Source organism: Pseudomonas sp. H11T01, from assembly GCF_048515765.1.
Lineage (GTDB): Bacteria > Pseudomonadota > Gammaproteobacteria > Pseudomonadales > Pseudomonadaceae > Aquipseudomonas.
In genome coordinates this window covers 205,737-229,547 of sequence record NZ_JBLYED010000004.1, presented here as the reverse complement: position 1 = coordinate 229,547, position 23,811 = coordinate 205,737, and the positions used below count along the sequence as shown (strand labels likewise).

The 23,811-nt window shown below is 58.5% G+C and carries 25 protein-coding genes; 19 read left to right on the top strand and 6 right to left on the bottom strand.

Features of this window, described 5'->3' with window-relative positions; all coding sequences use genetic code 11:
• The first annotated feature begins 194 nt into the window (after positions 1 to 194).
• Complete coding sequence (locus ACN1C3_RS07305; protein ID WP_419115135.1) at positions 195 to 785, top strand: YceI family protein; 591 nt, start codon at positions 195 to 197, stop codon at positions 783 to 785.
• 1 nt (position 786) lies between these two features.
• Positions 787 to 1,944: a phospholipase D-like domain-containing protein gene (locus ACN1C3_RS07300; RefSeq protein WP_419115134.1), complete on the top strand. Its 1,158-nt coding sequence runs from the start codon at positions 787 to 789 to the stop codon at positions 1,942 to 1,944.
• Positions 1,945 to 2,104: 160 nt separating this feature from the next.
• On the opposite strand, the gene bglX is transcribed toward ACN1C3_RS07300, so the two are convergent.
• Positions 2,105 to 4,396, bottom strand: coding sequence for a beta-glucosidase BglX (bglX, locus tag ACN1C3_RS07295; RefSeq protein ID WP_419115133.1), 2,292 nt, complete (start codon positions 4,394 to 4,396; stop codon positions 2,105 to 2,107).
• Positions 4,397 to 4,650: 254 nt separating this feature from the next.
• On the opposite strand from bglX, the gene ACN1C3_RS07290 reads away from it, so the two are divergent.
• From ACN1C3_RS07290 to ACN1C3_RS07275, 4 genes are all read left to right on the top strand, one after another.
• Positions 4,651 to 5,259: a LemA family protein gene (locus ACN1C3_RS07290; RefSeq protein WP_419115132.1), complete on the top strand. Its 609-nt coding sequence runs from the start codon at positions 4,651 to 4,653 to the stop codon at positions 5,257 to 5,259.
• 73 nt (positions 5,260 to 5,332) lie between these two features.
• Positions 5,333 to 6,085 carry a TPM domain-containing protein gene (locus ACN1C3_RS07285; protein ID WP_419115131.1) on the top strand — a complete coding sequence of 251 codons (753 nt, stop codon included), beginning with the start codon at positions 5,333 to 5,335 and terminating at the stop codon, positions 6,083 to 6,085.
• A gap of 28 nt (positions 6,086 to 6,113) precedes the next feature.
• Positions 6,114 to 6,731 (top strand): TPM domain-containing protein, encoded by a 618-nt coding sequence (locus tag ACN1C3_RS07280; protein WP_419115130.1) that lies wholly within the window; start codon positions 6,114 to 6,116, stop codon positions 6,729 to 6,731.
• A 115-nt stretch (positions 6,732 to 6,846) separates the two neighbouring features.
• Complete coding sequence (locus ACN1C3_RS07275) at positions 6,847 to 8,064, top strand: class I SAM-dependent methyltransferase (RefSeq protein WP_419115129.1); 1,218 nt, start codon at positions 6,847 to 6,849, stop codon at positions 8,062 to 8,064.
• Here ACN1C3_RS07275 and ACN1C3_RS07270 read toward each other — a convergent pair.
• A complete protein-coding gene (locus tag ACN1C3_RS07270; protein WP_419115128.1) occupies positions 8,057 to 8,977 on the bottom strand; it encodes a DMT family transporter in 921 nt (306 codons plus the stop codon). The two genes, ACN1C3_RS07275 and ACN1C3_RS07270, sit on opposite strands and share 8 nt — an antisense overlap.
• 274 nt (positions 8,978 to 9,251) lie before the next feature.
• On the opposite strand from ACN1C3_RS07270, the gene ACN1C3_RS07265 reads away from it, so the two are divergent.
• The 3 genes from ACN1C3_RS07265 (at position 9,252) to ACN1C3_RS07255 (ending at position 10,736) form a co-directional block, all read left to right on the top strand.
• A complete protein-coding gene (locus tag ACN1C3_RS07265) occupies positions 9,252 to 9,833 on the top strand; it encodes a DJ-1/PfpI family protein (protein WP_123428182.1) in 582 nt (193 codons plus the stop codon).
• A 14-nt stretch (positions 9,834 to 9,847) separates the two neighbouring features.
• Positions 9,848 to 10,153, top strand: coding sequence for a ribbon-helix-helix domain-containing protein (locus tag ACN1C3_RS07260; RefSeq protein ID WP_419115127.1), 306 nt, complete (start codon positions 9,848 to 9,850; stop codon positions 10,151 to 10,153).
• A gap of 238 nt (positions 10,154 to 10,391) precedes the next feature.
• A complete protein-coding gene (locus ACN1C3_RS07255; RefSeq protein WP_419115126.1) occupies positions 10,392 to 10,736 on the top strand; it encodes a YegP family protein in 345 nt (114 codons plus the stop codon).
• 118 nt (positions 10,737 to 10,854) lie between these two features.
• Here the strand turns inward: ACN1C3_RS07255 and ACN1C3_RS07250 are convergent, their stop codons facing one another.
• Together ACN1C3_RS07250 and ACN1C3_RS07245 are read right to left on the bottom strand one after the other, a co-directional pair.
• The gene (locus ACN1C3_RS07250) at positions 10,855 to 11,874 is read right to left on the bottom strand and encodes a DUF4917 family protein (RefSeq protein ID WP_419115125.1); all 1,020 of its coding nucleotides are present in this window, start codon (positions 11,872 to 11,874) and stop codon (positions 10,855 to 10,857) included.
• A 70-nt stretch (positions 11,875 to 11,944) separates the two neighbouring features.
• Positions 11,945 to 13,153, bottom strand: coding sequence for a multidrug effflux MFS transporter (locus ACN1C3_RS07245; RefSeq protein WP_419115124.1), 1,209 nt, complete (start codon positions 13,151 to 13,153; stop codon positions 11,945 to 11,947).
• Between the two features lie 211 nt (positions 13,154 to 13,364).
• Here ACN1C3_RS07245 and ACN1C3_RS07240 point away from each other — a divergent pair, with 211 nt between their 5' ends.
• The 8 genes from ACN1C3_RS07240 (at position 13,365) to ACN1C3_RS07205 (ending at position 21,285) form a co-directional block, all read left to right on the top strand.
• Positions 13,365 to 14,273, top strand: coding sequence for a LysR family transcriptional regulator (locus ACN1C3_RS07240; protein ID WP_419115123.1), 909 nt, complete (start codon positions 13,365 to 13,367; stop codon positions 14,271 to 14,273).
• A 255-nt stretch (positions 14,274 to 14,528) separates the two neighbouring features.
• Positions 14,529 to 15,722, top strand: coding sequence for a CaiB/BaiF CoA transferase family protein (locus ACN1C3_RS07235; RefSeq protein ID WP_419115122.1), 1,194 nt, complete (start codon positions 14,529 to 14,531; stop codon positions 15,720 to 15,722).
• The gene (locus ACN1C3_RS07230; protein ID WP_419115121.1) at positions 15,719 to 16,660 is read left to right on the top strand and encodes a hydroxymethylglutaryl-CoA lyase; all 942 of its coding nucleotides are present in this window, start codon (positions 15,719 to 15,721) and stop codon (positions 16,658 to 16,660) included. The genes ACN1C3_RS07235 and ACN1C3_RS07230 overlap by 4 nt, the downstream gene beginning before the upstream one ends.
• Before the next feature lie 61 nt (positions 16,661 to 16,721).
• Positions 16,722 to 18,062: an MFS transporter gene (locus ACN1C3_RS07225; protein WP_419115120.1), complete on the top strand. Its 1,341-nt coding sequence runs from the start codon at positions 16,722 to 16,724 to the stop codon at positions 18,060 to 18,062.
• A gap of 209 nt (positions 18,063 to 18,271) precedes the next feature.
• A complete protein-coding gene (locus ACN1C3_RS07220; RefSeq protein ID WP_419115119.1) occupies positions 18,272 to 18,910 on the top strand; it encodes a LysE family translocator in 639 nt (212 codons plus the stop codon).
• A 109-nt stretch (positions 18,911 to 19,019) separates the two neighbouring features.
• Complete coding sequence (locus ACN1C3_RS07215) at positions 19,020 to 20,372, top strand: diguanylate cyclase domain-containing protein (protein WP_419115118.1); 1,353 nt, start codon at positions 19,020 to 19,022, stop codon at positions 20,370 to 20,372.
• A gap of 182 nt (positions 20,373 to 20,554) precedes the next feature.
• Positions 20,555 to 20,716, top strand: coding sequence for a general stress protein (locus ACN1C3_RS07210; protein ID WP_419115117.1), 162 nt, complete (start codon positions 20,555 to 20,557; stop codon positions 20,714 to 20,716).
• A gap of 65 nt (positions 20,717 to 20,781) precedes the next feature.
• Positions 20,782 to 21,285 carry a DUF4142 domain-containing protein gene (locus tag ACN1C3_RS07205; RefSeq protein ID WP_419115116.1) on the top strand — a complete coding sequence of 168 codons (504 nt, stop codon included), beginning with the start codon at positions 20,782 to 20,784 and terminating at the stop codon, positions 21,283 to 21,285.
• Between the two features lie 66 nt (positions 21,286 to 21,351).
• Here the strand turns inward: ACN1C3_RS07205 and ACN1C3_RS07200 are convergent, their stop codons facing one another.
• The gene (locus ACN1C3_RS07200; RefSeq protein WP_419115115.1) at positions 21,352 to 21,762 is read right to left on the bottom strand and encodes a low affinity iron permease family protein; all 411 of its coding nucleotides are present in this window, start codon (positions 21,760 to 21,762) and stop codon (positions 21,352 to 21,354) included.
• Positions 21,763 to 21,812: 50 nt separating this feature from the next.
• Between ACN1C3_RS07200 and ACN1C3_RS07195 the strand changes: the two genes are divergently transcribed.
• Together ACN1C3_RS07195 and ACN1C3_RS07190 are read left to right on the top strand one after the other, a co-directional pair.
• Positions 21,813 to 22,019, top strand: coding sequence for a hypothetical protein (locus tag ACN1C3_RS07195; protein ID WP_419115114.1), 207 nt, complete (start codon positions 21,813 to 21,815; stop codon positions 22,017 to 22,019).
• A 63-nt stretch (positions 22,020 to 22,082) separates the two neighbouring features.
• Complete coding sequence (locus ACN1C3_RS07190) at positions 22,083 to 23,168, top strand: type I restriction endonuclease (RefSeq protein WP_419115113.1); 1,086 nt, start codon at positions 22,083 to 22,085, stop codon at positions 23,166 to 23,168.
• Between the two features lie 64 nt (positions 23,169 to 23,232).
• Here ACN1C3_RS07190 and ACN1C3_RS07185 read toward each other — a convergent pair whose 3' ends face one another.
• A complete protein-coding gene (locus ACN1C3_RS07185) occupies positions 23,233 to 23,772 on the bottom strand; it encodes an AidA/PixA family protein (protein WP_419115112.1) in 540 nt (179 codons plus the stop codon).
• Positions 23,773 to 23,811 lie beyond the last annotated feature (39 nt).

The window sequence follows — 23,811 nt, the reverse complement described above, 5'->3', positions numbered from 1 at the left end:
GCGCAGCGCTCCCAAAACCAGGCGATGCTTCAGATAGACCGCATTTGCAGGTTTTGCGACTGCTACGCACTCGAGCGGGAGCAAGCTCCCTCGCCACAGGGGGGCACGCTCGGACTTGGCGGGTTAATAGATAGTTTGCAACTCGCCTGCGGCCAGTTAAGGTTCAGCTCAGGTTTATTTACCCATGAGTTGTTATGCCCAACGCTTCGTTCTTCAAACTGTGCGCTTTGCTGCTGACGGCCTGCGCGACCCTGCCTGTCCAGGCAAATTGGTATCTGGATGGAGAGTCTTCACGACTGTCCTTTATCACCACCAAGAACGCCCATATCTCCGAAGTTCAGCGCTTTCTGGTGCTGCACGGCACGGTTGATGCCAAGGGCATGGCGCAAGTGCAGGTCGAGCTGGAGTCGGTCAATAGCGGCATCCCGTTGCGTGATGAGCGCATGCGCAAGGACCTGTTCGAGATCAAGTCCTTCCCGCAGGCGCTGATCAGCGCGCAACTCAATCTACAACCCATCAGTGATCTGGCCCCCGGCGCACAGCTCGAACTGCGGCTGCCGCTGACGGTAAAGCTCCATGGCAAGGAACAGAACTACAACGCAGAGTTGCTGGCTACAAGGCTGGATGACCGACGTTTCCAGGTTGTCACCCTTGAGCCGCTGGTGCTGAATGCCGAGGACTTCGATCTGGCGCCAGGCCTGACGGCGCTACGCAATACCGCGGGATTGTCGGCGATCAGTCTCTCGGTACCGGTGGGTGCGGTGCTGATTTTCACGGCGCGCTGACATGGGCGGCGCGGTTTTTCCCTGGCGCGAAGGCAACCGCTTCGAGCTGCTGATCGATGGGCCGAATTTTTTCCCGCGCATGTTGGTGGCGATTGCCCGCGCCGAGCGGCAGGTAGAACTTGAGTTGTATCTGGTGGAGGCCGGTGCCTGCGCCGAAGCCATGGTTCAGGCGCTGGTGCAGGCAGCCGAACGCGGCATTCGTGTGCGCTGCCTGTTCGATGACTATGGCAGTCTGGCTTTCACGTTGAGTTTGCGCAGCCGATTGATCGAGGCTGGCGTCGAGCTGCGTTTCTACAATCGATTGAGTTGGCGGCGCTGGGTGCGCAACCTCTACCGCGATCACCGCAAGCTGTTGTTAGTCGATCAAAGCCTGGCAGTGGTGGGTGGCACTGGCGCCACCGATGAGTTCTGGACCCCAGGCGAGGACATCAGCGAATGGCATGAAGTGATGGTGGAAATAGTCGGCCCGCTGGTGCTCGACTGGCAGATGCTGTTCGACCGGCAATGGATCGCCAACCGTCATCGCCGGGCCTGGAAGCCCGCCTCGACCTTCGGCCTGCAACGGCTGCCCCGGGTACCGGCGATAGGCCCGGGCTTGGGCCGGGTCGCCTATGCCGACGCCCGTCAGCATCGGGACATCCTGCAATCACTAATTCGCGCCTTGAACAGCGGCCAGCGCCGCATCTGGCTGGCGACGCCATACTTCCTGCCGACCTGGAAAGTCCGCCGCTCGCTGCGCAGAGCCGCAGCGCGTGGCGTCGATGTGCGTTTGCTGCTCACCGGGCCGCGCACCGATCACCCGTCAGTGCGTTACGCCGGGCATCGCTACTACCCGCGTCTGCTGAAGGCTGGCGTGAAGATCTTCGAGTATCAGCCGTGCTTTCTGCACCTGAAAATGGTCTTGATCGATGATTGGGTGAGCATCGGCTCGTGCAACTTCGATCACTGGAATCTGCGCTTCAATCTCGAAGCCAATCTGGAGGCGCTCGATCATGAGCTGACGCGCGCGGTGGCGGCGAGCTTCGAAACGGACTTTGCCAAGAGCCAGGTCGTCAGCCTTGAGGCATGGCAAAACCGACCGCTGTGGAAACGGGTTAAACAGCGGGTTTGGGGATGGGTCGATCGGGTGGTGGTGAATCTGCTGGATCGGCGGGGGTAAAACAACCTGTCAAACACCCCTGGTCTAGTGTGGGAGCGGGCTTGCTCGCGATAGCGCACTGGCAGTCAACATCATTGTTGAATGTTAAATCGTCATCGCGAGCAAGCCCGCTCCCACACTAGATTTGCGTTGGGTATCAGGGCTCGCCCGTTAACGCTTTTTACAACAACTCAAAACTCTGCTGTTTCACGTCCTGGGAATCCAGGCCGATCTGCACGTTGAACATGCCCGGTTCCGCGGCGAATTTCAGCTGGGTGTTGTAGAACTTCAGGTCGTTCTCTTCGATGGTGAAGTGCACGACTTTCTCTTCGCCGGCCTTGAGCATGATTTTCTGGAAGTTTTTCAGCTCCTTGACCGGACGAATCATGGAGCCGGTGACGTCCTGGATATACAACTGCACCACGGTTTCACCATCACGCTTGCCGGTGTTTTTCACTACCACACTGGCTTCGATCTTGCCGGTTTTGTTCAGGGTGGTGGCCGACAACGCCATGTCGGACAGGCTGAAATCGGTGTAGCTCAAGCCGTAACCGAACGGGTACAGGGGACCGGTGGTGTCATCGAAGTACTGTGAGGTGTAGTTGCCTGGCTTGCCCGGGGTAAACGGACGGCCAATGCTCAAGTGGTTGTAGTAAGTCGGGATCTGCCCCACTGAACGCGGGATGCTGATTGGCAATTTGCCGGACGGGTTGTAGTCGCCGAACAGCACGTCGGCAATCGCGTTGCCACCTTCGGTGCCGGCGAACCAGGTTTCGAGGATCGCGTCAGCCTGTTCCTTCTCGTCGAGAATCGACAGCGGACGGCCGTTCATCAACACCAGCACCAACGGTTTGCCGGTGGCTTTGATGGCCTTGATCAGCTCGCGCTGGTTGCCCGGGATGTTCAGGTCGGTGCGGCTGGAGGACTCGTGGGACATGCCGCGGGACTCGCCGACCGCCACCACGACCACATCTGCCTGCTGCGCGGCCTTGACCGCTTCATCGATCATCTCGGCCGCCGGACGCGGATCGTCCACCACTTCCGGGGCATCGAAGTTGAGGAAGTTCAGGTAACCGAGGATTTTCGGGTCGGAGGTGATATTGGCGCCACGGGCGTAGATCAGTGTCGACTGATCGCCGAGCGCGCGGGTCATGCCATCGAACAGGGTGACCGACTGGGCCGGTCTACCTGCGGCCGCCCAACTGCCCATCATGTCGATCGGGGCTTTGGCCAGCGGGCCGACCAGTGCGATTTTGGCAGTCTTTTTCAGCGGCAGGGTTTCACCCTGGTTTTTCAGCAGCACCAGGCTGCGGCGAGCCACGTCGCGGGCTTCGCTGCGGTGCAGGCGGCTTTCGGCATTGGTGTCGACCGGATCATCCTCGGCCTTGCCGATGCGCAGGTACGGGTCTTTGAACAGGCCCATGTCGTATTTGGCGCCCAACACTTCACGTACCGCGTTATCGATATCGCTCTGGGCTATCTCCCCGGATTTCAACAACCCCGGCAGTTCCTTGCCATACAAGGTGTCGTTCATGCTCATGTCGATGCCGGCCTTGATCGCCAGCTTCGCGGCTTCGCGACCGTCCTTGGCAACGCCATGCTTGATCAGCTCGAAAATCGCCCCGTGGTCACTGACCGCCAGGCCCTTGAATCCCCACTGTTTGCGCAGCAAATCCTGCATCAGCCACATATTGGCGGTGGCCGGCACGCCGTTGATCGAGTTCAGGGCAACCATCACTCCGCCGGCACCGGCATCGATGGCCGCGCGGTAAGGTGGCAGGTAGTCCTGGTACATCTTGACCGGGCTCATGTCGACGACGTTGTAGTCACGACCACCCTCGACCGCGCCGTACAAGGCAAAGTGTTTGACGCTGGACATGATGCTGTCCGCAGCGCTCGGGGAAGCGCCCTGGAAGGCTTTGACCATCACTTTGGCGATGCGCGAGACCAGATAAGTGTCTTCACCGAAACCTTCGGAAGTGCGCCCCCAACGCGGGTCGCGGGAGATGTCGACCATCGGTGCGAACGTGATGTCGAGGCCGTCGGCGCTGGCTTCTTTGGCGGCAATGCGCCCGGTCAGGCTGATGGCGTCCATGTCCCAGCTCGAGGCCAGGGCCAGGCTGATGGGGAAAATGGTCCGGTGGCCGTGAATCACGTCATAGGCGAAGAACATCGGGATCTTCAACCGACTGCGCATGGCCGCGTCCTGCATTGGACGGTTTTCCGGGCGGGTAATCGAATTGAACGTACCGCCAATGCGCCCGGCAGCGATTTCCTTGCGGATCATCTCGCGGGGCATTTCCGGCCCGATGCTGATCAGGCGCAACTGGCCGATCTTTTCGTCGAGGGTCATCTGCTTCATCAGATTGGCGACGAAAGCATCCTTGTTCTGAATGGATGCCGACTTTGTGTCGGCCAAGACAGGGTGACTGGCCAGACCCATGACAAGGCCCAGCAAACACAGCTTCTTCATGAATAGTTTTCTCAAAGGCCCAAACGGCGGTGGATACACGCCGGTCAGCCAAAATTTAGGGAGCGACTATTGTTGTTCGGTTAAATGCAGCACACTTCTGAACGTATGTTTCTGAGCGTTGTTTTCGCACTGGGCATCTTTTAGCCGATTGGCTCGATGCAATCCAGTGGTGGCGGCAGATTATGTCCCAAGAGCTCGATTTAAAGGGTCACCGGTTCTATTCCATAAGGGTTGTACAAGGGAGCGTCACCAACATGAATGTACAACAGCGCTATCGCTCGGGCTGGCAGATCACGGTATTGATGCTGATGAGCACATTCCTCGCCGGGTGCGGAATAAACACCATTCCGACCCTCGACGAACAGGCCAAGGCTGCCTGGTCGCAAGTGCAGAACCAGTACCAGCGCCGCGCTGACTTAATCCCCAACCTGGTAGAAACGGTCAAGGGCTATGCCAAACACGAGGAGGACACCCTGACAGCGGTGGTCGAAGCCCGTGCCAAGGCCACCTCGATCCAGGTCGATGCTAGAACCCTGGACAACCCGGAAAAACTCAAGCAATTCCAGCAGGCTCAGGACCAGTTGACCGGCGCCCTCAGCCGTCTGATGGTGGTTTCCGAGCGCTATCCGGACCTCAAAGCCAACCAGAATTTCCTCGCCCTGCAATCGCAACTTGAAGGCACCGAGAACCGAATCAGCGTGGCGCGTCGTGATTTCATCCTCGCGGTGCAGAAATACAACACCGAGATCCGCACCTTCCCCGGTCGTCTGTGGCACACCGTGATGTACAGCGATCTGCCGATCCGCGAGAACTTTGAAGCGACCAGCCCGGATGCTGATAAAGCGCCGCAAGTAAAGTTCTGATTTGCGCGGGGTTCCCGGTTGTCGGTAGTGCGGCACCGGGATCATGCCAGGCGTTACCACGGATGAGGTTCCAATGCGCGTGTTGAGAGTTGGCCTGGTGCTGTTGCTCTGGGTATTTGCAGTCACGGCCCAGGCCGAACTGAAATTTCCGGCATTGACCGGAAGGGTGGTGGACAACGCCCAAATGATCGAGCCGTCCGTGCGCGAGCAGTTGACGCAACAGCTCACAGCCCACGAACAGGCCACTGGCGAGCAAGTGGTGGTGGTTACCCTGCCTGACCTGCAAGGCACCAGCATCGAAGATTTCGGTTATCAGTTGGGGCGATACTGGGGGATTGGTCAGAAAGACAAGAACAATGGCGCACTGCTAATCGTCGCTCGGGATGAGCGCAAGCTGCGTATCGAAGTCGGTTACGGTCTGGAAGAGCGCCTGACCGATGCGCAAACCTCGGTGATCATCCATCAGGTCATCACGCCAGCCTTCAAAACCGGGAACTTCAGCAAGGGCATCAGCGATGGTGTTGCCGCCATGCTGGTGGTGTTGGGCGGTAACCCGCTGAATGAGCCGGCCAATGTCGTTGGGTCGGGAGGGGATCGCGGCGGCGACTTCGTCGAAAGCCACCCGGGTGTTTTCATCTTTCTGGTGTTGCTGTTTATCGTGACGATTTTCGTCTGCCAGATGCTCGGCATTCTTCCCAGCGGCGGTGGCCGGGGCGGCTCGGGCGGTTTCGGAGGCGGCGGCTTTGGAGGCGGTTCCGGCGGTGGGGGAGGCTTCAGTGGCGGCGGTGGTAGCTTTGGCGGCGGCGGATCGTCTGGCGGCTGGTAACTAAAATAATGAGTGAGTATTCGAAGACATGGCATTACTGACTGAACACGAACAGCGCAAGGTCGCCGAAGCGATTGCGCGGGTCGAGCAATACACCGATGCCGAACTGGTCACCGTCCTCGCTGCCCGGGCCGACGACTATGCGTATATCCCGCTGCTCTGGGCCAGTCTGCTGGCGTTGATCGTGCCGGGCGTTGTGCACTACCTGTCCGGCTGGATGAACATGCATACGTTGCTGCTGATGCAATGGGTCAGCTTTATCATGCTGTGCCTGGTGTTCCGGATCCCGAAGATCACCACCCACCTGATCCCGCGCTCGGTTCGTCATTGGCGCGCCTCGAACCTGGCGCGTAGGCAGTTTCTCGAACAAAACCTGCACCACACCGCCGGCAGCACCGGGATGCTGATCTTTGTCTGCGAGGCCGAGCGTTATGTGGAAATCCTGGTGGACGAGGGCATTTCCAAACGTCTGGATAACAAAACCTGGGACGCCATCGTCGCGACCTTCACCCAGCAGGTGAAACAGGGCCAGACGTTGCAGGGGTTTATCACCTGTATTGAAGCCTGCGGTGAACTGCTCAAGGTGCACGTGCCGGTGACCCATGTGCGCAATGAATTGCCAAATCGGTTGGTGGTGTTGGGGTAGGATCATTGAAAATGACAAAGATCTACCGTCCGGCAAATAACCCCGTGCCCTCAAACCCCATCCCCCCTAAAATACCCGCCATTCCCGATCCGCACCGCCCGAGGCACTTTTTTACATGTCAGTCACCGCAACTCCCGCCAGCCTCGCGCCGGATCATCACGCGCAGTTCCTGAACCTGCTGGACACCAGCCTCGCGCAAAACTCTTTCATCAAACTGGTATTGGCCAAGTACGTTGGTGACGAAGCGGATCTGCAGCGGGTAATCATCAAGCAACTGACCGTGAAGGAGCAGCCGTGCCTGTCCTTCGTCTATCGCTACAAGACCCGCGACATCACCAAGAACTTCTCACTGGCCGACGGTGTGGCGGCGATTGCCGACCTGTTGCCCGAGTCGTTCAAGAACGCGCACCTCCTGTCGCTGACCGATGAAGTGCAGCTCGAATACAGCAAAAAGGGCAAAAGTTCGCTGTTCAAGGGCAAGGCCCAGCAGGAGCGCGAAGTGCCTTCGGCTGAGCACAACCGCGAGAAGAACCGCTTTCTGGAGTTGAGCCGACCGTTCCTTGCCGACCTGGGCGTGACCAACAAGCAGCACGAGCTGATTCCGGCGATGTCGCGCAAGTGGAAGCAGATCAACAAGTTCATCGAGGTCTTCAGCCATGCCCTGACGTCCTCACCGCTGGCGCTGGATCAGCCGGTGCGGGTCGCGGATTTCGGTTCGGGCAAGGGTTACCTGACCTTCGCCATCCATGACTACCTGCGTAACACCTTGCACGCCGAAGGGCTGGTGACCGGCGTCGAGCTGCGCGAAGACATGGTGACCTTGTGTAATAACGCCGCAGCGCGGCTGGAGCATCCGGGGCTGACCTTCCAGCACGGTGACGTTCGCACCTTCGCCCCGACCGCGATCGACGTGATGATCGCGCTGCACGCTTGTGACATCGCCACCGATTACGCGATCCACATGGGCATCCGCTCCGGTGCAGCAATCATCATGTGTTCGCCGTGCTGCCATAAGCAGATCCGCCTGCAAATCCAGAGTCCGGCGCTGCTCAAGCCGATGCTGCAATACGGCCTGCACATGGGCCAGCAGGCGGAAATGGTCACCGACAGCCTACGAGCGCTGTTCCTCGAAGCCTGCGGTTACGAGACCAAGGTGTTCGAGTTCATCTCGCTGGAGCACACCAACAAGAACAAAATGATTCTGGCGGTCAAGCGCGCCGAGCCGGTCGATCCGGCTCAGCTGTTGGTGAAGATTCAGGAATTGAAGGCTTTCTACAACATCAGTGAGCATTGCCTGGAAACGCTGTTGCGAGCCGACGGGCTTCTTATTTAATGGGCTTGACCTGAATGCCTGATGGCAATGTGCCTGGCTGCGCCGGGCGCACACTGGTCTTGCGCCCGAGCATCACCGTGACGATCACACCCGCGGCGAATAGCCATGTGATCGGTTCGATGTGTTCACCGAAGAACAGCGCCGAAAAGGCGATGGTAAAGAATATTTGCAGCAACTGGATCTGGCTGACCCGGGCGATGCCGCCCATGGCCAGCCCGGCGTACCAGGCGAAGAAACCGATGAATTGCGAGAACAGCGACACATAACCGAACGCCCACCAAGTCTTGCTGGAAATTTCCCCCTGATGCTGCAGCGCCAGGTAGGTCACCGGGCCGATCAGCAGCGGCGTCGACAGCACCAGCGCCCAGCAAATCACCTGCCAGCCGCCCATCTCCTTAGCCAACCGGCCACCTTCGGCATAACCCAAACCACCAACGGCAATGGCTCCAAGCATCAACAAATCACCCGCCTGAATACTGCCTGCACCGCTGATCAAGGCATAGGCCAAAACCAGTGCGCTGCCCAGTGCCGCACAGGCCCAGAAGGCTTTGGACGGTCGCTCATGGGACAACCACGCGGCATACAGCGCCACGCACAGTGGCTGCAAACCGTTGACCAGCGCGCCATGGGACGCCGGCAACGTCTGCATCGCCCAGGCCGAAAGCACCGGGAACCCCAGAATCACCCCGGCGATGACCAGACTCAGGCCTTTGACCTGCTTCCAGGTCGGCCATTTCTCCCGACGCCAGAGCAACAACAGCGCTGCCGGAATCGCCGCAAACAGCGCGCGACCGAGGCCGTTGAGCAGCGGGTGGATTTCCTGCACGACGATCCGTGTGAAGGGCAGGGTCAGGCTGAAGATGATGACGCCGAGCAGGCCAAGGGCCATGCCGGTGTTTTCGCGAGAAGACATAACAGCAACCAGAATCGAGGGTGGCGGGAGAACCTTCATCTAGCCATAAACCGCGCAGGCTGCGGTGTTACAGCTAGGCGCAGAGTTATCCGTACAGTTTGAGGACGCCTTCGCGAGCAAGCTCGCTCCCACATTGAAATGCGTTCCCTGCGGGAGCGAGCCTGCTCGCGATGAACGATAACGCCGTAGTAGCTGGTTATTACCCACCCCTGCGGATTAGGACTACCTTGAATACTCTTGTTGCCCACGTATATCTACGAGAGGAGTCATCCCCATGGCCGCTAAAAAAATTCTGATGCTGGTTGGCGATTACGTCGAAGACTACGAAGTGATGGTGCCGTTTCAGGCACTGCTGATGGTCGGCCACACCGTGCATGCGGTATGCCCGGATAAAACCGCCGGACAAACCGTACGCACCGCGATCCACGATTTTGAAGGCGATCAGACCTACAGCGAAAAACCGGGGCACCTGTTTGCGCTGAACTTCGACTTCGCCAAGGTCGATGCGGCGGATTACGACGCGCTGCTGGTGCCCGGTGGCCGCGCCCCGGAATACCTGCGCTTGAACGAAAAAGTCCTGCAACTGGTGCAAGCCTTCGACAAGGCTGGCAAACCGATTGCAGCGGTCTGTCATGGTGCGCAATTGCTGGCGGCGGCGGGTATTCTTGAAGGCCGCGAGTGCAGCGCTTACCCGGCCTGCGCCCCGGAAGTGCGACTGGCCGGCGGTACGTTCATCGATATCCCGGTGACCGAAGGCCACGTTCAAGGCAATCTGGCGACAGCTCCGGCTTGGCCGGCGCATCCAAGCTGGCTGGCGGGTTTCCTCGGTTTGCTGGGCACCAAAATCACGCTGTAAAAGAGGGGCCTCCCATGTGCGAGCTCTACGTCAAAGCTGACCCGATTCTCTACGAATCACGCTCCCGCTCGCTGCGCATTTGTGGGGTGGTGACCACTTTGCGCCTGGAGAACCAGTTCTGGGACATCCTCAGTGAGATCGCCGAGGTCGACGGCATGACCACCAATCAACTGATCGCCAAGCTGTATGAAGAGGTGATGGACTACCGTGGCGAAGTGGTGAATTTCGCCTCGTTTCTGCGGGTCAGTTGCACGCGCTATCTGACCCAGCGGCGAGGAGGGGCGCCGGAATTGAGTGTGGTGCGGTCGGCGGTGAAGTAGGCTGGGTTTTATGTTGACCTTGATAGCCTCATCGCGAGCAGGCTCGCTCCCACATTGAATTTGCGTCGTTCCACAATGGTGTGAATAACACAGAGCTAATGTGGGAGCGAGCCTGCTCGCGATGCGATGTATCAGGCGACAAAACTCTCCTGGAAATCCGCGCGATATTGGCTAAACGCGGGCCACGGTCTTTACTCTGATGGCGCAGTAAGCCATATCAAGCGACAGGAGTAGCACCATGTCTGGATGGTACGAGTTGAGCAAAAGCAGCACGGGTCAGTTCCGCTTTGTCCTCAAGGCGGCCAACGCCGAAACCATTCTCACCAGCGAGCTGTACACCACCCGCAGTGCTGCCGAGAGCGGCATCGCCTCGGTTCAGGCCAATAGCCCGCTGGATGAACGCTACGAGAAAAAGACCACCAAGGATGGCCATCCGTACTTCAATCTAAAGGCTGCCAATCATCAGATCATCGGTGGCAGTGAAGCCTATTCCTCTGATGCGGCACTGCAAAAAGGCATTGCCAGCGTCAAGTCCAACGGACCGAGCAAAGTGGTGAAGGACAAGACCTTGCCGGTGCTGTGATCTGATCATTCCCACGCTCTGCGTGGGAATGCAGCCCGTGACGCTCCGCGTCACAAGAGCGGACGCAGAGCGTCCAGTGAGGCATTCCCACGCGGGAGCGTGGGAACGATCGGCGTACTTACCGTTCGACCGGCACCGAAAGCTTTGGATTCCCCAACCCATGGCTCTTCGAGTCAAAAAACCGCAACGTCACATCCATCCCTTCAAACAACTTCGTGTAATGCCGCTTCTGATGCTGGATAAACGCTTTGTTGCGCGGGTAGATTGAGAAAGCAATTGTCTTGAGTTTCGCCTGACGCAGGGCGTGGACGATATGGCTGTCTTGCTCGCCGAGGCTGTGGCCGAAGATGCACAGGGCGCCGTCATGGGTCAGCAGCTGTTCGTAGCAGAAGGACAGATAATCCGAACTGCGGATGGTTTTGAGCTTGTCCTGGGCCGTGCCTTCGCTGATGAACAGCGGCACATCGTCCAGGGTCTTAATGGTGTTGTTGATTGCGAAACTGCCGAGCAAAGTGCCTTCAGTCGAGGTCAGCTTGCGCGCGGTGCCGTCCGAATTTCTTACCAGATGCAGGCCGCCGTGCAGGTAGAGAATGCGCGACTTATCCGCTTGGGTTTTGCTCAAGTCGAAATTTGAATCAGCACCATTGAACAGGTCAGTAATGGCCTGTGAGTCATGCAGGATCGCCCAGTAATTGAGCAGGTCGTAATTGGTGGTGAACACTGTTGGGTAGCTGCCCAGTTCCTGATTGATCTTCGCCAGACTTGATGCCTGCACCAGGCGCCAAGGGATGTGCACCGTATGCACGGTATTGATCAGCGCTTCCTTGATCGCGTAGTAGCGATTACGCGGCGCGGCCGAGCTGACGGCCAGTGCCTTGTTGACCCGGCTGGTGGTTTTCAACGCGCTCAGCACTTGCTCGAAAACCCGCGTGCCCATGGCCTCGAAGACGCTCAGTTCGGACTGGCTCAGGGGCTTTTCTTCAACGGTGCGGGCGTTTTCGAACAGCGAGTCATAGCCGAAGTCGTCCCACACCGCGCGGCTGGCGCCGTTACCCACCAACAGGCTGGTGAACGAGGTGGTTGCGCGCAACGCGTTCCAGTCTTCAAGTTCGGCATCAAATTCCTGGAAATCCATCATCGCGGTTCGTCGTCTCAAGGCTGAAGGTGTGCAGGGCGCAGACTTTATCACGACCGGGACTTGAGCCAGATCAAGATACGCCTCGACTGATCGGTCGATCCCCGCCGCTTCTTTCGTTGGGCCGCGGCTGCGCAATGTACAACGCGCAGAACATCGCGCCCAAGGCCAGTAGCGTGCACAACAGAGCCAACGGCCAGGCCTGTTGGCTCACCAGCAGGCTGGCAATCCCACCGATGACGGCGGCCATGAGTTGGTGGATAAAGCCGCTCAACGCCATGGCGTAGGCACCGCTGACGGGTGCGCCGTCGTTGGCCAGGGACAGACTGACGGGGTAAATCAGCGATTGTCCGAACACGGAAAAACAATAGGGCAGCCAGAACAGCACAGCCAGCGAGGTGCCGAACAGACTACCCACAAGCATGGTCGCACTGCCGGCCAATACCAGCGCCACTCCCCAACTCATCAAGCGCCGTTGACCGGTGTGCAGCACGAACTTATTGACCGCCACTGCACCGAGAAAATAAGCGGCGCTGATCGGCCATCCCAAGAGCCCGTACTCAATGGCTGACCAGTTGAAGGGTCCTTGCAGAATCAGCGGCGCTGAGGTGTTAAAAGCGATGATCACCCCGTAACCGAGGCCGCCGACAAACGCCGGAAGCAGGAAAGCCCGATGGCAGAGAATGCGGGTATAGCTGTGCCAGCTGGAGTGCTGATGTGCTCGGTCAGGTAGCGCAGGAAAAGCAATTCGCGACACAACCCACGCCATCAGCAGACTTGCGCCGCCCAGCACCTGGAAGATCGCCTGCCAGCCAAAAGCTGCTTGCAATAGCGAGCCGAGGTACTGGCCGATGCCCAACGCGATCACAAAGGAAATCGACAACCAGGAGAGCGCCTTGGCCAACAGATTGCCGCTGAAACTGTCGCGTATCAGCACCCGGGCCATGACCGAAATGCCGCTGGCGCCAATGCCTTGGGCCAGACGCAGCGCAAGAAACGACTCGATGGTCGTGCCGACCGGTAGGGCAATATTCCCCAACGCATAAATACCCAGCGCTGCGAGCAACACGGGTTTGCGCCCGATGCGTTCGCCAAGGCTGCCCCAGAACAGCATGGGCAACGCCATGCCGATCAGATACGCCGCCATCCCCCATGAGACCTGTGAGGCGTCGGTGGACAGGTCGCGGGCGATCTCAGGCATCGCCGGCAAATAAATACTCATCCCCAGCTGAGCCATAAAAACCGTGCAGCAGGTGATGAGTAAGGTGGTTCTGCTCTTCATTGATTTCCTTATCTTTTCAGTGGCGCATATCCCGGCCGTGATTCTGTAGCAAACCACCTGCAGTTCACAGAATGTTCTGATCGTTGTCAGTCCCTTGGGGGGACCCACTTGTGCGTTGCTTGTGATTCCAGGCGATTATTCCGATTGCTTGGCCAGGCTAAAAGGGCGATATGCTAGGGTCTGCGACTGAGCTGATATCACCGAGCCTTTGATGCTGCAAAAAAGCCTGATACGTCGTCTGGATCTGATCACGTTGCAATTGTTCGTGGCCGTCCATGAGGAGGGCACGCTGACCCGCGCCGCGGCCCGTGAGGCGATTGCGGTGTCGGCGGCGAGCAAGCGATTGATGGAGCTGGAGGAGGCGCTGGGCATCAGTCTGTTCGTGCGCCAGGCCAAGGGCATGACCCTGACGCCTGCCGGCGAAACCTTGCTGCACCACGCGCGGCAGATGTTGTTCAACGTCGAAAAAATGGGCCTTGAACTCGGCGAACACAGCGACGGCGTGCGCGGGTATGTGCGGATGCTGGCCAATCTCTCGGCGATCATCCAGTTCCTGCCTGAAGACCTGCGGGATTTTTCCGAACGTCACCCACAAGTCAAAACCGACCTTGAAGAACGCCCCAGCAATGGGGTGATTCAGGGGGTACTGGATGGTGTGGCGGACTTTGGTATCTGTTCCAGTGACAGCGATATCAAAGGGCTGCACAGCGTGCCTTACCGGCGCGACAAACTGGTGGTGCTGATGCGTCTGGATCATCCATTGGCCATTGAGCACGAACTGGCGTTTGCCGACACGCTGGACAGCGATTACGTCGGCCTACACTCCGCCAGTTCGATCAACATGCGTACCCATGCCGCCGCGCGCAAGGCGGGCAAGGTGCTGCGCCTGCGGATTCATGTGCCGGGGTTTGACGCCATGTGCCGCATGGTCCAGGCCAACATGGGCATCGGCATCCTGCCGCAACGGGCCTATGAACTGTTTGGTCGGGCGCTGGGTTTGCACGCGGTGCCGCTCAGTGACGACTGGTCCGAACGCATGCTGATTCTGGTGGTGCGCGATGAGGCGGCGCTGTCGCCGGTAAGCCAGATGTTGTTTGAGTATTTGCGCGGGCCGGTTTGACATCTTTGTTGGCTGCTCCGGCCCCATCGCGAGCAAGCTCGCTCCCACAGGGGACCGGGTCAGAGCATCAATTTTGTATCCGCCGCAGATTTAATGTGGGAGCGAGCCTGCTCGCGATGGCATTCCTGAGGTCGCGGTAATTCTCCCGCAGACCCTTCGCGTTTCGCGAACGCTCGTTGCCAACTGAAGGTTGGATTCCAGTGGCATCGGTCCTCTAGCCTTGGCGCATATTCCAAGAACAAGAGGTACCCCGTAATGACTGCCCCTCTGAGTGGCATCAAGGTAATCGAGATCGGCACACTGATTGCCGCACCATTCGCCGCCCGCGTGCTGGCCGAGTTCGGTGCCGAGGTGATCAAGATCGAAGCCATCGGCCAGGGCGACCCGCTTCGCAAGTGGCGAAAGCTGCATGAAGGTACGTCCCTGTGGTGGTACCTGCAATCGCGGAACAAAAAGTCCTTGGCCTTGAATTTGAAATCCTCCGAAGGCATTGAACTGGTCAAGCAACTCGCCAGCAGCGCCGACGTATTGATCGAAAACCTGCGCCCCGGTGCCCTGGAAAAACTCGGGCTGGGCTGGGACGTGTTGCATGCCCTCAATCCCAACCTGACGCTGGTGCGTATTTCCGGTTACGGCCAGACCGGCCCGTATCGCGACCGCCCCGGTTTTGGTGCGATCGGTGAGGCCATGGGCGGCATTCGCTACACCACCGGTACACCGGGTTCGCCACCGGCGAGGGTCGGTGTCAGTCTCGGTGATTCGCTGGCGTCCCTGCATGCGGTGATCGGCGCCTTGATGTCCTTGCTGCGGGTCAAGACCGGGCAGGGCGAAGGGCAGGTGGTCGACGTATCCCTGGCCGAAAGTGTGTTCAACCTGATGGAAAGCCTGGTGCCGGAATACGACATGCTTGGCCATGTCCGTGAGCGCAGCGGCGGTGCCTTGCCGGGTATTGCGCCGTCCAACACCTACCTGACCGCCGATGGCGCGTACGTGGTGATTGCCGGCAATAGCGACCCGATCTACAAGCGTCTGATGGAAGTCATCGGCCGTGTCGACCTGGCCGAAGCACCAGAATTCGCCCACAACGATGGCCGCGCCGCCAAGAGTGGATTACTCGACGCGGCGATCACCCACTGGACCAGCAGTTTGCCGATCGAGCAGGTGCTGGCCACCTTGCAGGACGCCGAAGTCCCCGCCGGACGCATCTACTCGGCGGCCGACATCGTTGCCGACCCGCACTACCAGGCGCGGGACATGCTGCTCAGCGCTGAACTGCCCGGAGGCGTGAAGGTGAAGATGCCCGGTATCGTGCCGAAACTGTCCGAGACGCCGGGCGGCGTAAACTGGTCGGGACCGACTTTGGGTCAGCACACCGATGGAATTCTGGCTGAGCTGGGCCTCACCGGCCAGGACATAGAACGGCTGAAAGCCAAAGGGGTGGTGCAATGATCCGCGACTTTTCCGAGACTCTGATCGTTCAGGAAGTCTCCCCGCGCGACGGCTTGCAGATCGAGCCGACCTGGGTCGAAACTGCCGACAAAATTGCGCTGATCAATCAGCTGTCGCTGGCCGGTTTCAGCCGGATCGAAGCGGGCTCATTTGTCTCGCCCAAAGCGATTCCGGCCCTGCGCGATGGCGAGCAAGTGTTCCAGGGCATTGCCCGGCAGCCGGGTGTGATCTACGTGGCGCTGATCCCCAACCTCAAAGGCGCGCAACGAGCGCTGGAGTCTGCGGCGGATGAGCTGAATCTGGTGATGTCCGCCAGCCAGACTCATAACCTGGCGAACATGCGCATGAGTTGCGAGCGCTCGTTGGCGGCGTTCGGCGATGTGGTCGAGTTTGTCGGCGGCTCATCGGTGAGGCTCAACGCGAGCATCGCCACCACCTTCGGGTGCCCGTTCGAAGGCAATATCGATGAAGACCGTGTGCTGCAGATTGTCGATGCCTATCTGGAACTTGGCATGCAGGGCATCACCCTTGCCGACACCACCGGCATGGCCAATCCGCGACAGGTTGATCGACTGGTTCGGCGGGTATTGCAGCGCGTGCCCGCGGCCGATCTGACCCTGCATTTTCATAACACCCGCGGCCTCGGATTATGCAACGTGCTGGCAGCCTACGAGGCGGGCGCACGGCGTTTCGATGCGGCGTTGGGCGGGCTCGGTGGTTGTCCGTTTGCGCCGGGCGCTTCGGGGAATATCTGTACCGAGGATCTGGTCAACCTGTGCGATGAAATAGGCATTCATACCGGTATCGATCTGCCGTTGCTGCTGCGATTGTCCCGAGGATTGCCCGCGCTGTTGGGCCATGAACTACCGGGCCAGGTGGCCAAGGCCGGACGCAACTGCGACCTGCATCCGGCGCCGGACACCCTGGCAACGCTTTAGCACCTCAACCAGACAACAAAAACAATCGGACACCTACGGGAAGTCCGCCTGGAGAAACACAATGAGCCTTAATGTCCTGGAGGCGGGCGCGAGCCCGGCCGCAATGGTTGACGCCGAAAAAGCCCTGGTCAGCAAAGTCGCCTGGCGACTAATGCCGTTGATCATGGTCTGCTACCTGTTTGCGTTTTTCGACCGCATCAACATCAGCTTCGCCAAGTTCCAATTGCAGACCGATCTGAGCCTGAGCGACACCGCTTACGGTTTGGGCGCCGGGCTGTTTGTGGTCGGCTACGTGATCTTCGAAGTACCGAGCAACATGATGCTCTACAAGATCGGCGCCCGACGCTGGATCGCCCGGATCATGATGTCCTGGGGCCTGGCCACTGCAGCCATGGTCTTCGTCAACAGCGAATGGCAGTTCTATAGCCTGCGCTTCGTCATCGGTGCGATGGAGGCGGGCTTCGCGCCTGGCGTGCTGTATTACCTGACGCTGTGGTTTCCGCAGCACTTTCGCGGACGCATCACATCGATGCTGTTTCTGGCCTCGGCGTTTGCCGGGCTGGTGGGGGCGCCGTTTTCCGGCCTGGTGCTGGAGCATCTGGACGGCGTCATGCAGATGCGCGGCTGGCACTGGTTGTTCCTGCTCGGTGGTTTGCCGTGCATCGGCTTGGGTTTCATGGTGCTGACCCTGCTCAAGGACCGCATCGAAGATGCGCATTGGCTGACCCCAGCGGAGAAAACCTTTCTATCGAGCCGCGTTGCCCAACATGAGCCGCATAAGGGCGGCAGTTCATTGCTGGCGGCGTTGCGCATTCCAGGCTTTCTGACCCTGGGCCTGATCTACTTCCTGATCCAGGTCGCGTCCTATGGCCTGAACTTCTGGGCGCCGCAACTGATCCGCAGCGCCGGCACCCAGAGCCCGGTGATGATCGGTTTGCTGACGGCCATCCCGTATGTCTGTGGTGCCATCAGCATGGTCGTGATCGGCCGCTTGTCGGACGCCACCGGCGAACGGCGCAAGTTCGTCAGTGGGTTGGTCGCGCTGGGTGCGGTGGGGTTCTTCTGTGCCGGGATCTTTGCCGACCACACCACGTTCCTGATTGTCGCCCTGGGTTTATTGGGCGCGGGCATCATCGCTTCGATCCCAACTTTCTGGACCCTGCCGCCGAAACTACTGGCCGGTGCAGGCGCCGGCGCCGCGGGTGGGATTGCGGTGATCAACACCCTGGGACAGTTCGGCGGCATCGTCAGCCCGGTCATGGTCGGTCGGATCAAGGACCTGACCGGCAGCACCACCCCCGCGTTATACGTCATCGGCGTCGCCGCACTGATCGCCGCCGCGCTGCTGTTGTGGGGCTTGCCACAGAAACTGCGCACACTGGATAAGCTTCAGGGGGATTGAAGGCCCTAAAATATCGTCCGAACGCGGCCCGAACCATTTGATCGTTCCCACGCGGAGTGGGAACGATCATTCGTCTTAAATATCGTGGGCATCTATTTTCTTGATCCCGACCCGGATATCCGGACGGTATCCCGCAACCCACTGGGCTTGCGATAGAATCCGCCCCATTCGCCCGCCACTTGGGGCATGGCTCTTGATGAGAACCCTCGATGACACCCTCGCTGCTCCTGGCCGTACTTGCCTCAGGTTTCATTTATGGCATCACCCCGGGGCCGGGAGTGCTGGCGGTATTCGGTATCGGTGCGGCTCGGGGGCGTCGTGCTGGCGCGGGTTTTCTCTGTGGGCATCTGCTGGGTGATGTGGTCTGGTGCAGCACCGCGCTGATCGCCATCGTCGGTGCGCGGGAAATCGGCAGCACGGCGTTTGATGTACTGGGCGTGCTCAGCGGGCTCTATCTCTTTTGGCTTGGCGCGCGGGCCATTCGCGCCCGTCGCAGCAGCTCTGAAACACCTCAAGGCCCGGCGCGGCAACCGTTCTGGCACGGGATCATGTTTGGCCTGACCAACCCCAAAGCCTATCCAGTGGCGGTGGCGACCTTCACGGCGTTGCTCTCCAGCCGTGCGGAGTTGTTGCACTGGTCGATGCTGCCTTGGCTGATCTTTTTGAGTTTTGTTGGGGGGATCGCCGCATACGCTATTCTCATCGCAGTGGTCGGCGCGCAGCGGGTGCGCACGGTGTACCAACGGCATGAGCTGGCGATCACCCGTATTTGCGGGGTGATGTTCATCGGCTTTGCCGTCAATGCCTTGCTGCATGCGGTGCCGGGGCTGTTGGCAAACAAGGTTTAAGGCTGATCGCAAGGCGGCGGCAGCTAAAACAGGTCATCGGCGAAAACCGTTGATCGGATCGATGGATTGATACCCAGCGTTTTATTTTTACGGACAGTATCGATTCCTGATGGCAACCAAGAACTCCACGCCGCTGGCGAGCTACATCGACCTTTTATTGGATGTCGTGTGTGCGGTCGATGCCCAGGGCCGTTTCGTGTTTGTCAGCGCCGCCTGCGAGCGCATTTTTGGCTATACACCGGAGGAGTTGATTGGCCAGCCGATGATCGAAATGGTCCATCCCGCCGATCGTGCCCGGACCCTGCAGGCTGCCCGGGAAATCATGGACGGCCAACCCAAGCCGAACTTCGAGAACCGCTATCTGCGCAAGGATGGGCAAGTGGCGCACATCATGTGGTCGGCGCGCTGGTCAGAGGTCGATCAGCTGCGCATCGCCGTGGCCCATGACATCACCGAGCGCAAACAGGCCGAGTCCAAGCAGGCAGCACTCTATGCGATCTCGGAAGCGGCCCATGCCGCCGAGGATTTGCTGGCCCTGTTCGGGCGTATCCACCGGATTATCGGCGAATGGCTACCGGCGTTGAATTTCTCCGTGGCGCTGTACGACGAACAGTGCGGGCAAATCAGTTTTCCCTATCATGTTGACGACCACGAGCCAGGTCCGGAGCCTGCGGGTACCGCGACTGGCAGCCTGTGCGCCGAGGTGATTCGCAGCGGCCAGCCGATCCTGCTGACCCCCGACAACTATAGCCCGATGCCTGAACTTTTCGACCTCATCAAGGGGCAGAACTCCCCTTGCTGGCTTGGGGTGCCGCTCAGCTCAAAGAAGGGCACCATCGGTGCGCTGATCGTCAAAAGCACACCGGGTGGCGAACGTTACACCGAGCAAGACAAAGAGCTGCTGCAATACGTCTGCGCGCAGGTCGCGGCGGCCATCGAGCGCAAGCAATTGCATGCCCGGTTGCAGTACATGGCGCAGTACGACCAGTTGACCCATCTGCCCAATCGGGAACTGCTCCACGAACGCGTGAACGCGGCTCTGACGCGGGTCAGCAAAGAGTCCGGGCATTTGGCGCTACTGTATGTCGACCTCGACCAGTTCAAGCAGGTCAACGACACTTATGGCTATGGGGTCGGCGACCTGCTGCTGCAAGCCGTCGCCAATCGGCTCAAAGGCTGTGTGCGCGAAACCGACACCGTGGCGCGTATCGGTGGAGATGAGTTTGTGGTCCTGCTCGACAGCATTCAGGCGTCGGAAGACGCCACTACTGTGGCCGATAAAATCCGTTACGTCCTTAGTCAGCCGCTGCGGCTGGACGGCCACAGCCTGAGCATCCTGCCAAGCATCGGAATCGGGCTCTATCCCGAACACGGCACTGAAGAACAGCAGCTGTTCAAACATGCCGATGAAGCGATGTATGCGGTCAAGCGAGCGCAGCGAACACACGCCCGAGTTCATTGAACTGACAGCGCCCAAGACTGGAGCCGTTCAACGCGAAAGCCCGATCACTGATCGGGCTTTCGCATTTTCACCGATACCGTTCGTCGCGACAGGCGCAACTTTTCTAAACCTTTGCGGCCGTAAAAATTCAGATTCTATGCGGGCATCGCTCGCCGCAATCATTCACCAAGAGGAAGAGAATCATGCCTACCTCAAAAACCCCCAACATGGGGCGTACCCCCAATGACCGCACCAAGGCCCCTGAAGCCGACCGTAAAGGTGGGAAAACCACCACTGTCGATAAAGACAAAGCCGACGCCGGTCGCAAAGGAGGCCAGCACAGCCCTGGCAGTGGCCGCAGCTAGTCAGTGATTGAGAGGCGGGAGCGCAAGCTCCCGCTTGAATTGCCATTTTAAGGAGGGCACGAAATATGAGCCGGATAGCCACCCGATTACGCACCGCCAGTTTCGCAGTGCTGCTGGGTCTTGGCGCCAGCAGTGCCTTTGCACAATCGCCTGTCGAATTCATTAACGAGGCCTCAGCCCAAGGCATCGCCGACATCGAAGCCAGCCGTCTGGCCCATCAGAAAACGGCTTCCCAAGAGGTCAAGGACTACACGATTCAGGTCATCAATGACCGCACCACGGCCAACCAGCATCTGGCCAAAATCGCCAGGAAACTCGAGTTGCCGGTCGCCGACAGAGAAGAGGTAGTGAGCAAGGCCAAGACTCTGATGCCGCCCGTACAGGACGGCGACGCCTTTGACGCGGCCTATGCCGCCAGCCAGGTCAAAGCCACTGAAGAGGCGATCAAACAGATTCAACAGCAAGCGCAGACTTCTGAGGTTCCCGAACTAAAAGCCTTCGCCGAAGAAACCCTGCCCAAACTCGAAAACCATCTGCAAATGGCCAGGGCGTTGCAGGCCAGCCGTTAGCCCGTCCGGATGGACGGCTGATAAAAGAGCACCGCGGTTGACCGAACGTCATCCGCGGGCAGCTGATCAGCACTGATTCAAATCCTGCTTTTGGGTTTCTTCGGGTGTGGTGCCATCCACCGAAATCGTCTCGCCTTCCCCCAGTTTGCTGTATTGCTTTCTGAGCGCCTCCAATTGCTTGAGGTCCAGTCCGTCCAGGCCCAGCATTGCGTTATGCGCTTCCTTGGTGGCTCGCAGCAACTCATCGATCTTCAGATGCAAGATATCGGTATCGCGGTTCTGCGTGTTCTGAATCAGGAACACCATCAGGAAGGTGATGATGGTGGTCGAGGTATTGATGATCAGCTGCCATGTGTCGTTGAAGTGGAAAAACGGCCCGCTGAGCCCCCAGATAAAAATCAACGTGATGGCCCCCAAAAACGTCTTTGGACTGCCCGCCCACAACGCCAGCGTTTGAGAGAATTTCGCGAATTTCATGGCCGTGTTCCTTATTGGGATGCACCTGAAATTCAGACAGCGGCGGTTCCATGAAAATTCTGCGTACACATCGACATTCAAGGAAATTTGGCGCGAAAGACAGCACCGCTGATCGTTCCCACGCGCAGCAAAGGAATGCAGTCCTGGACGCCCAGCGTCCGCTGTTGAGCCTCACCATCACGAAGAAAATCGTGGGAATTCTCTTCTTCTATTCCTATCTTTCGCCGGATTCTTTCTTTGTACCGGTTTGTGTCTAGTATCAAGGGCAGTCAATTTGCCGGCATGCTCATACACGGATCGGAACAGGTAAGAGGCCACTCATGGAATTCTTCGAAAAGCTAGCAAGTCTCGCCGCCAAGGTACGTCTGCAAGCGGCTGCGATCCAGACGGAAGAAGCGACTAAAAATGCGTTTGTCATGCCTTTTATCAGCACGGTATTGGGCTACGACGTCTTCGACCCGACGGAGGTAACCCCGGAGTTCGTCTGTGATGTGGGAACAAAGAAGGGAGAGAAAATCGACTACGCGATCATGAAGGAAGGGGAGGTCCAGATCCTGATCGAGTGCAAGAAAATTGGTGAGCCGCTGCATATCAATCACGCCTCGCAGCTGTTCCGTTACTTCCACGTTACCAGCGCCAGAATCTCTATTCTCACCAATGGCCAGGTCTACAAATTCTTCACCGACCTGGACGCACCCAACAAAATGGACGAGAAACCCTTTCTGGAACTCGACCTCCTCGACATTGATGAATACTCCGTCCCCGAGCTGACGAAACTGACCAAGTCTGCGTTCGACGTGGATTCGATCATCAACGCGGCAGGTGAATTGAAATACGTCAGCCAGATCAAAAAGGTGATTGCCTCTCAAGTCAGCAAACCTGACGACGATTTTGTCAAAGTCTTCGCTTCACGGGTGTACGACGGCGTTATCACCCAGAAAGTCCGAGAGCAGTTCCAGGAACTGACCAGAAAAGCGATCGGCCAGTTTCTCAATGACCAAATCAATGACCGTCTGAAGTCAGCCATGAGTGGCGTCCTTCAACCTACGTTGTCTTCACTTCCCGTTTCTGGAGGAGGCGCCTCAGAAGCAGAGGCGCGTGGCGAGTCTGAGGACAAGGTCCTGACCACTCTGGAAGAATTGGAGGGTTATCACATTGTCCGCGCGGTGGTCCGTTCAGTCGTTGATGCCAAGCGAATCGTGCAGCGAGACACACAAAGCTATTTCGGCATCTTGCTCGATGACAACAACCGCAAACCGATTTGCCGCCTGCACTTCAACCGGACACAGAAGTACATCGGGATCTTTGACGAAGAAAAGGTTGAAACCCGGCATCCGATTAGCTCCATCGATGAAATCTACGAGTATTCGGATCGGTTGAAAAAAACGGTGGGGTATTACGATTAGTCGCGATGACGCAAGCAACATAAAAAAACCGGCTCCCAGAGCCGGTTTTTTATTTGAAATCTATTTAACCGGCCAGCTTCACCTCAAGCACCCAACTGAAGTAACCCACCGCTTCGCAACTCGTGTTAACCACCATAAAACTCAGTTCGCACTTTTCCACACCAGCAGCCAATTGCATGCATTGCCAGTAATGGTCATCCGCCTTCTGACTGACCGGCTGGGTTGGATTTTCAGGGTTGGGGGCAGGCAAGGTCAGGCCACTGTGGACAATCAACTGCGGGGGCGAAAGCACGCCGGCATCGCCCACCGTAATGTCGTAAAACACCACGCTGTGCTCAGCCTGCAGACCCACGGTGCGACCGCGAATATGGAAGGTTTTGCCATTGGTTGCGGTCAACGTAATCAGGCTGTCATTTTTGACAGATTTTTTTGTTTGAGTACCACCCGCTACGAAGATGAATTCGTCGTCAATCACCGTCGGGCTATCCGGTTCAAGACTGGGTTGTGGATAACGTGACAGCAAGGTTTCAGCATCGACAATGAGCGACACATTGTTGGCGGGTTCGGTATTTTTCGAAGGAGGTACGAGCGTGTCTGCGGACATCACGGATTCCTTTCATGATGTAGACGGATTGCGACAGCC

Bases quoted from the DNA above. Each gene is read 5' to 3' on its own strand.
- ACN1C3_RS07305 (WP_419115135.1), top strand. From the start codon at position 195: ATGCCCAACGCTTCGTTCTTCAAACTGTGCGCTTTGCTGCTGACGGCC.
- ACN1C3_RS07300 (WP_419115134.1), top strand. From the start codon at position 787: ATGGGCGGCGCGGTTTTTCCCTGGCGCGAAGGCAACCGCTTCGAGCTG.
- bglX (WP_419115133.1), bottom strand. From the start codon at position 4,396: ATGAAGAAGCTGTGTTTGCTGGGCCTTGTCATGGGTCTGGCCAGTCAC.
- ACN1C3_RS07290 (WP_419115132.1), top strand. From the start codon at position 4,651: ATGAATGTACAACAGCGCTATCGCTCGGGCTGGCAGATCACGGTATTG.
- ACN1C3_RS07285 (WP_419115131.1), top strand. From the start codon at position 5,333: ATGCGCGTGTTGAGAGTTGGCCTGGTGCTGTTGCTCTGGGTATTTGCA.
- ACN1C3_RS07280 (WP_419115130.1), top strand. From the start codon at position 6,114: ATGGCATTACTGACTGAACACGAACAGCGCAAGGTCGCCGAAGCGATT.
- ACN1C3_RS07275 (WP_419115129.1), top strand. From the start codon at position 6,847: ATGTCAGTCACCGCAACTCCCGCCAGCCTCGCGCCGGATCATCACGCG.
- ACN1C3_RS07270 (WP_419115128.1), bottom strand. From the start codon at position 8,977: ATGTCTTCTCGCGAAAACACCGGCATGGCCCTTGGCCTGCTCGGCGTC.
- ACN1C3_RS07265 (WP_123428182.1), top strand. From the start codon at position 9,252: ATGGCCGCTAAAAAAATTCTGATGCTGGTTGGCGATTACGTCGAAGAC.
- ACN1C3_RS07260 (WP_419115127.1), top strand. From the start codon at position 9,848: ATGTGCGAGCTCTACGTCAAAGCTGACCCGATTCTCTACGAATCACGC.
- ACN1C3_RS07255 (WP_419115126.1), top strand. From the start codon at position 10,392: ATGTCTGGATGGTACGAGTTGAGCAAAAGCAGCACGGGTCAGTTCCGC.
- ACN1C3_RS07250 (WP_419115125.1), bottom strand. From the start codon at position 11,874: ATGATGGATTTCCAGGAATTTGATGCCGAACTTGAAGACTGGAACGCG.
- ACN1C3_RS07245 (WP_419115124.1), bottom strand. From the start codon at position 13,153: ATGAAGAGCAGAACCACCTTACTCATCACCTGCTGCACGGTTTTTATG.
- ACN1C3_RS07240 (WP_419115123.1), top strand. From the start codon at position 13,365: ATGCTGCAAAAAAGCCTGATACGTCGTCTGGATCTGATCACGTTGCAA.
- ACN1C3_RS07235 (WP_419115122.1), top strand. From the start codon at position 14,529: ATGACTGCCCCTCTGAGTGGCATCAAGGTAATCGAGATCGGCACACTG.
- ACN1C3_RS07230 (WP_419115121.1), top strand. From the start codon at position 15,719: ATGATCCGCGACTTTTCCGAGACTCTGATCGTTCAGGAAGTCTCCCCG.
- ACN1C3_RS07225 (WP_419115120.1), top strand. From the start codon at position 16,722: ATGAGCCTTAATGTCCTGGAGGCGGGCGCGAGCCCGGCCGCAATGGTT.
- ACN1C3_RS07220 (WP_419115119.1), top strand. From the start codon at position 18,272: ATGACACCCTCGCTGCTCCTGGCCGTACTTGCCTCAGGTTTCATTTAT.
- ACN1C3_RS07215 (WP_419115118.1), top strand. From the start codon at position 19,020: ATGGCAACCAAGAACTCCACGCCGCTGGCGAGCTACATCGACCTTTTA.
- ACN1C3_RS07210 (WP_419115117.1), top strand. From the start codon at position 20,555: ATGCCTACCTCAAAAACCCCCAACATGGGGCGTACCCCCAATGACCGC.
- ACN1C3_RS07205 (WP_419115116.1), top strand. From the start codon at position 20,782: ATGAGCCGGATAGCCACCCGATTACGCACCGCCAGTTTCGCAGTGCTG.
- ACN1C3_RS07200 (WP_419115115.1), bottom strand. From the start codon at position 21,762: ATGAAATTCGCGAAATTCTCTCAAACGCTGGCGTTGTGGGCGGGCAGT.
- ACN1C3_RS07195 (WP_419115114.1), top strand. From the start codon at position 21,813: ATGAAAATTCTGCGTACACATCGACATTCAAGGAAATTTGGCGCGAAA.
- ACN1C3_RS07190 (WP_419115113.1), top strand. From the start codon at position 22,083: ATGGAATTCTTCGAAAAGCTAGCAAGTCTCGCCGCCAAGGTACGTCTG.
- ACN1C3_RS07185 (WP_419115112.1), bottom strand. From the start codon at position 23,772: ATGTCCGCAGACACGCTCGTACCTCCTTCGAAAAATACCGAACCCGCC.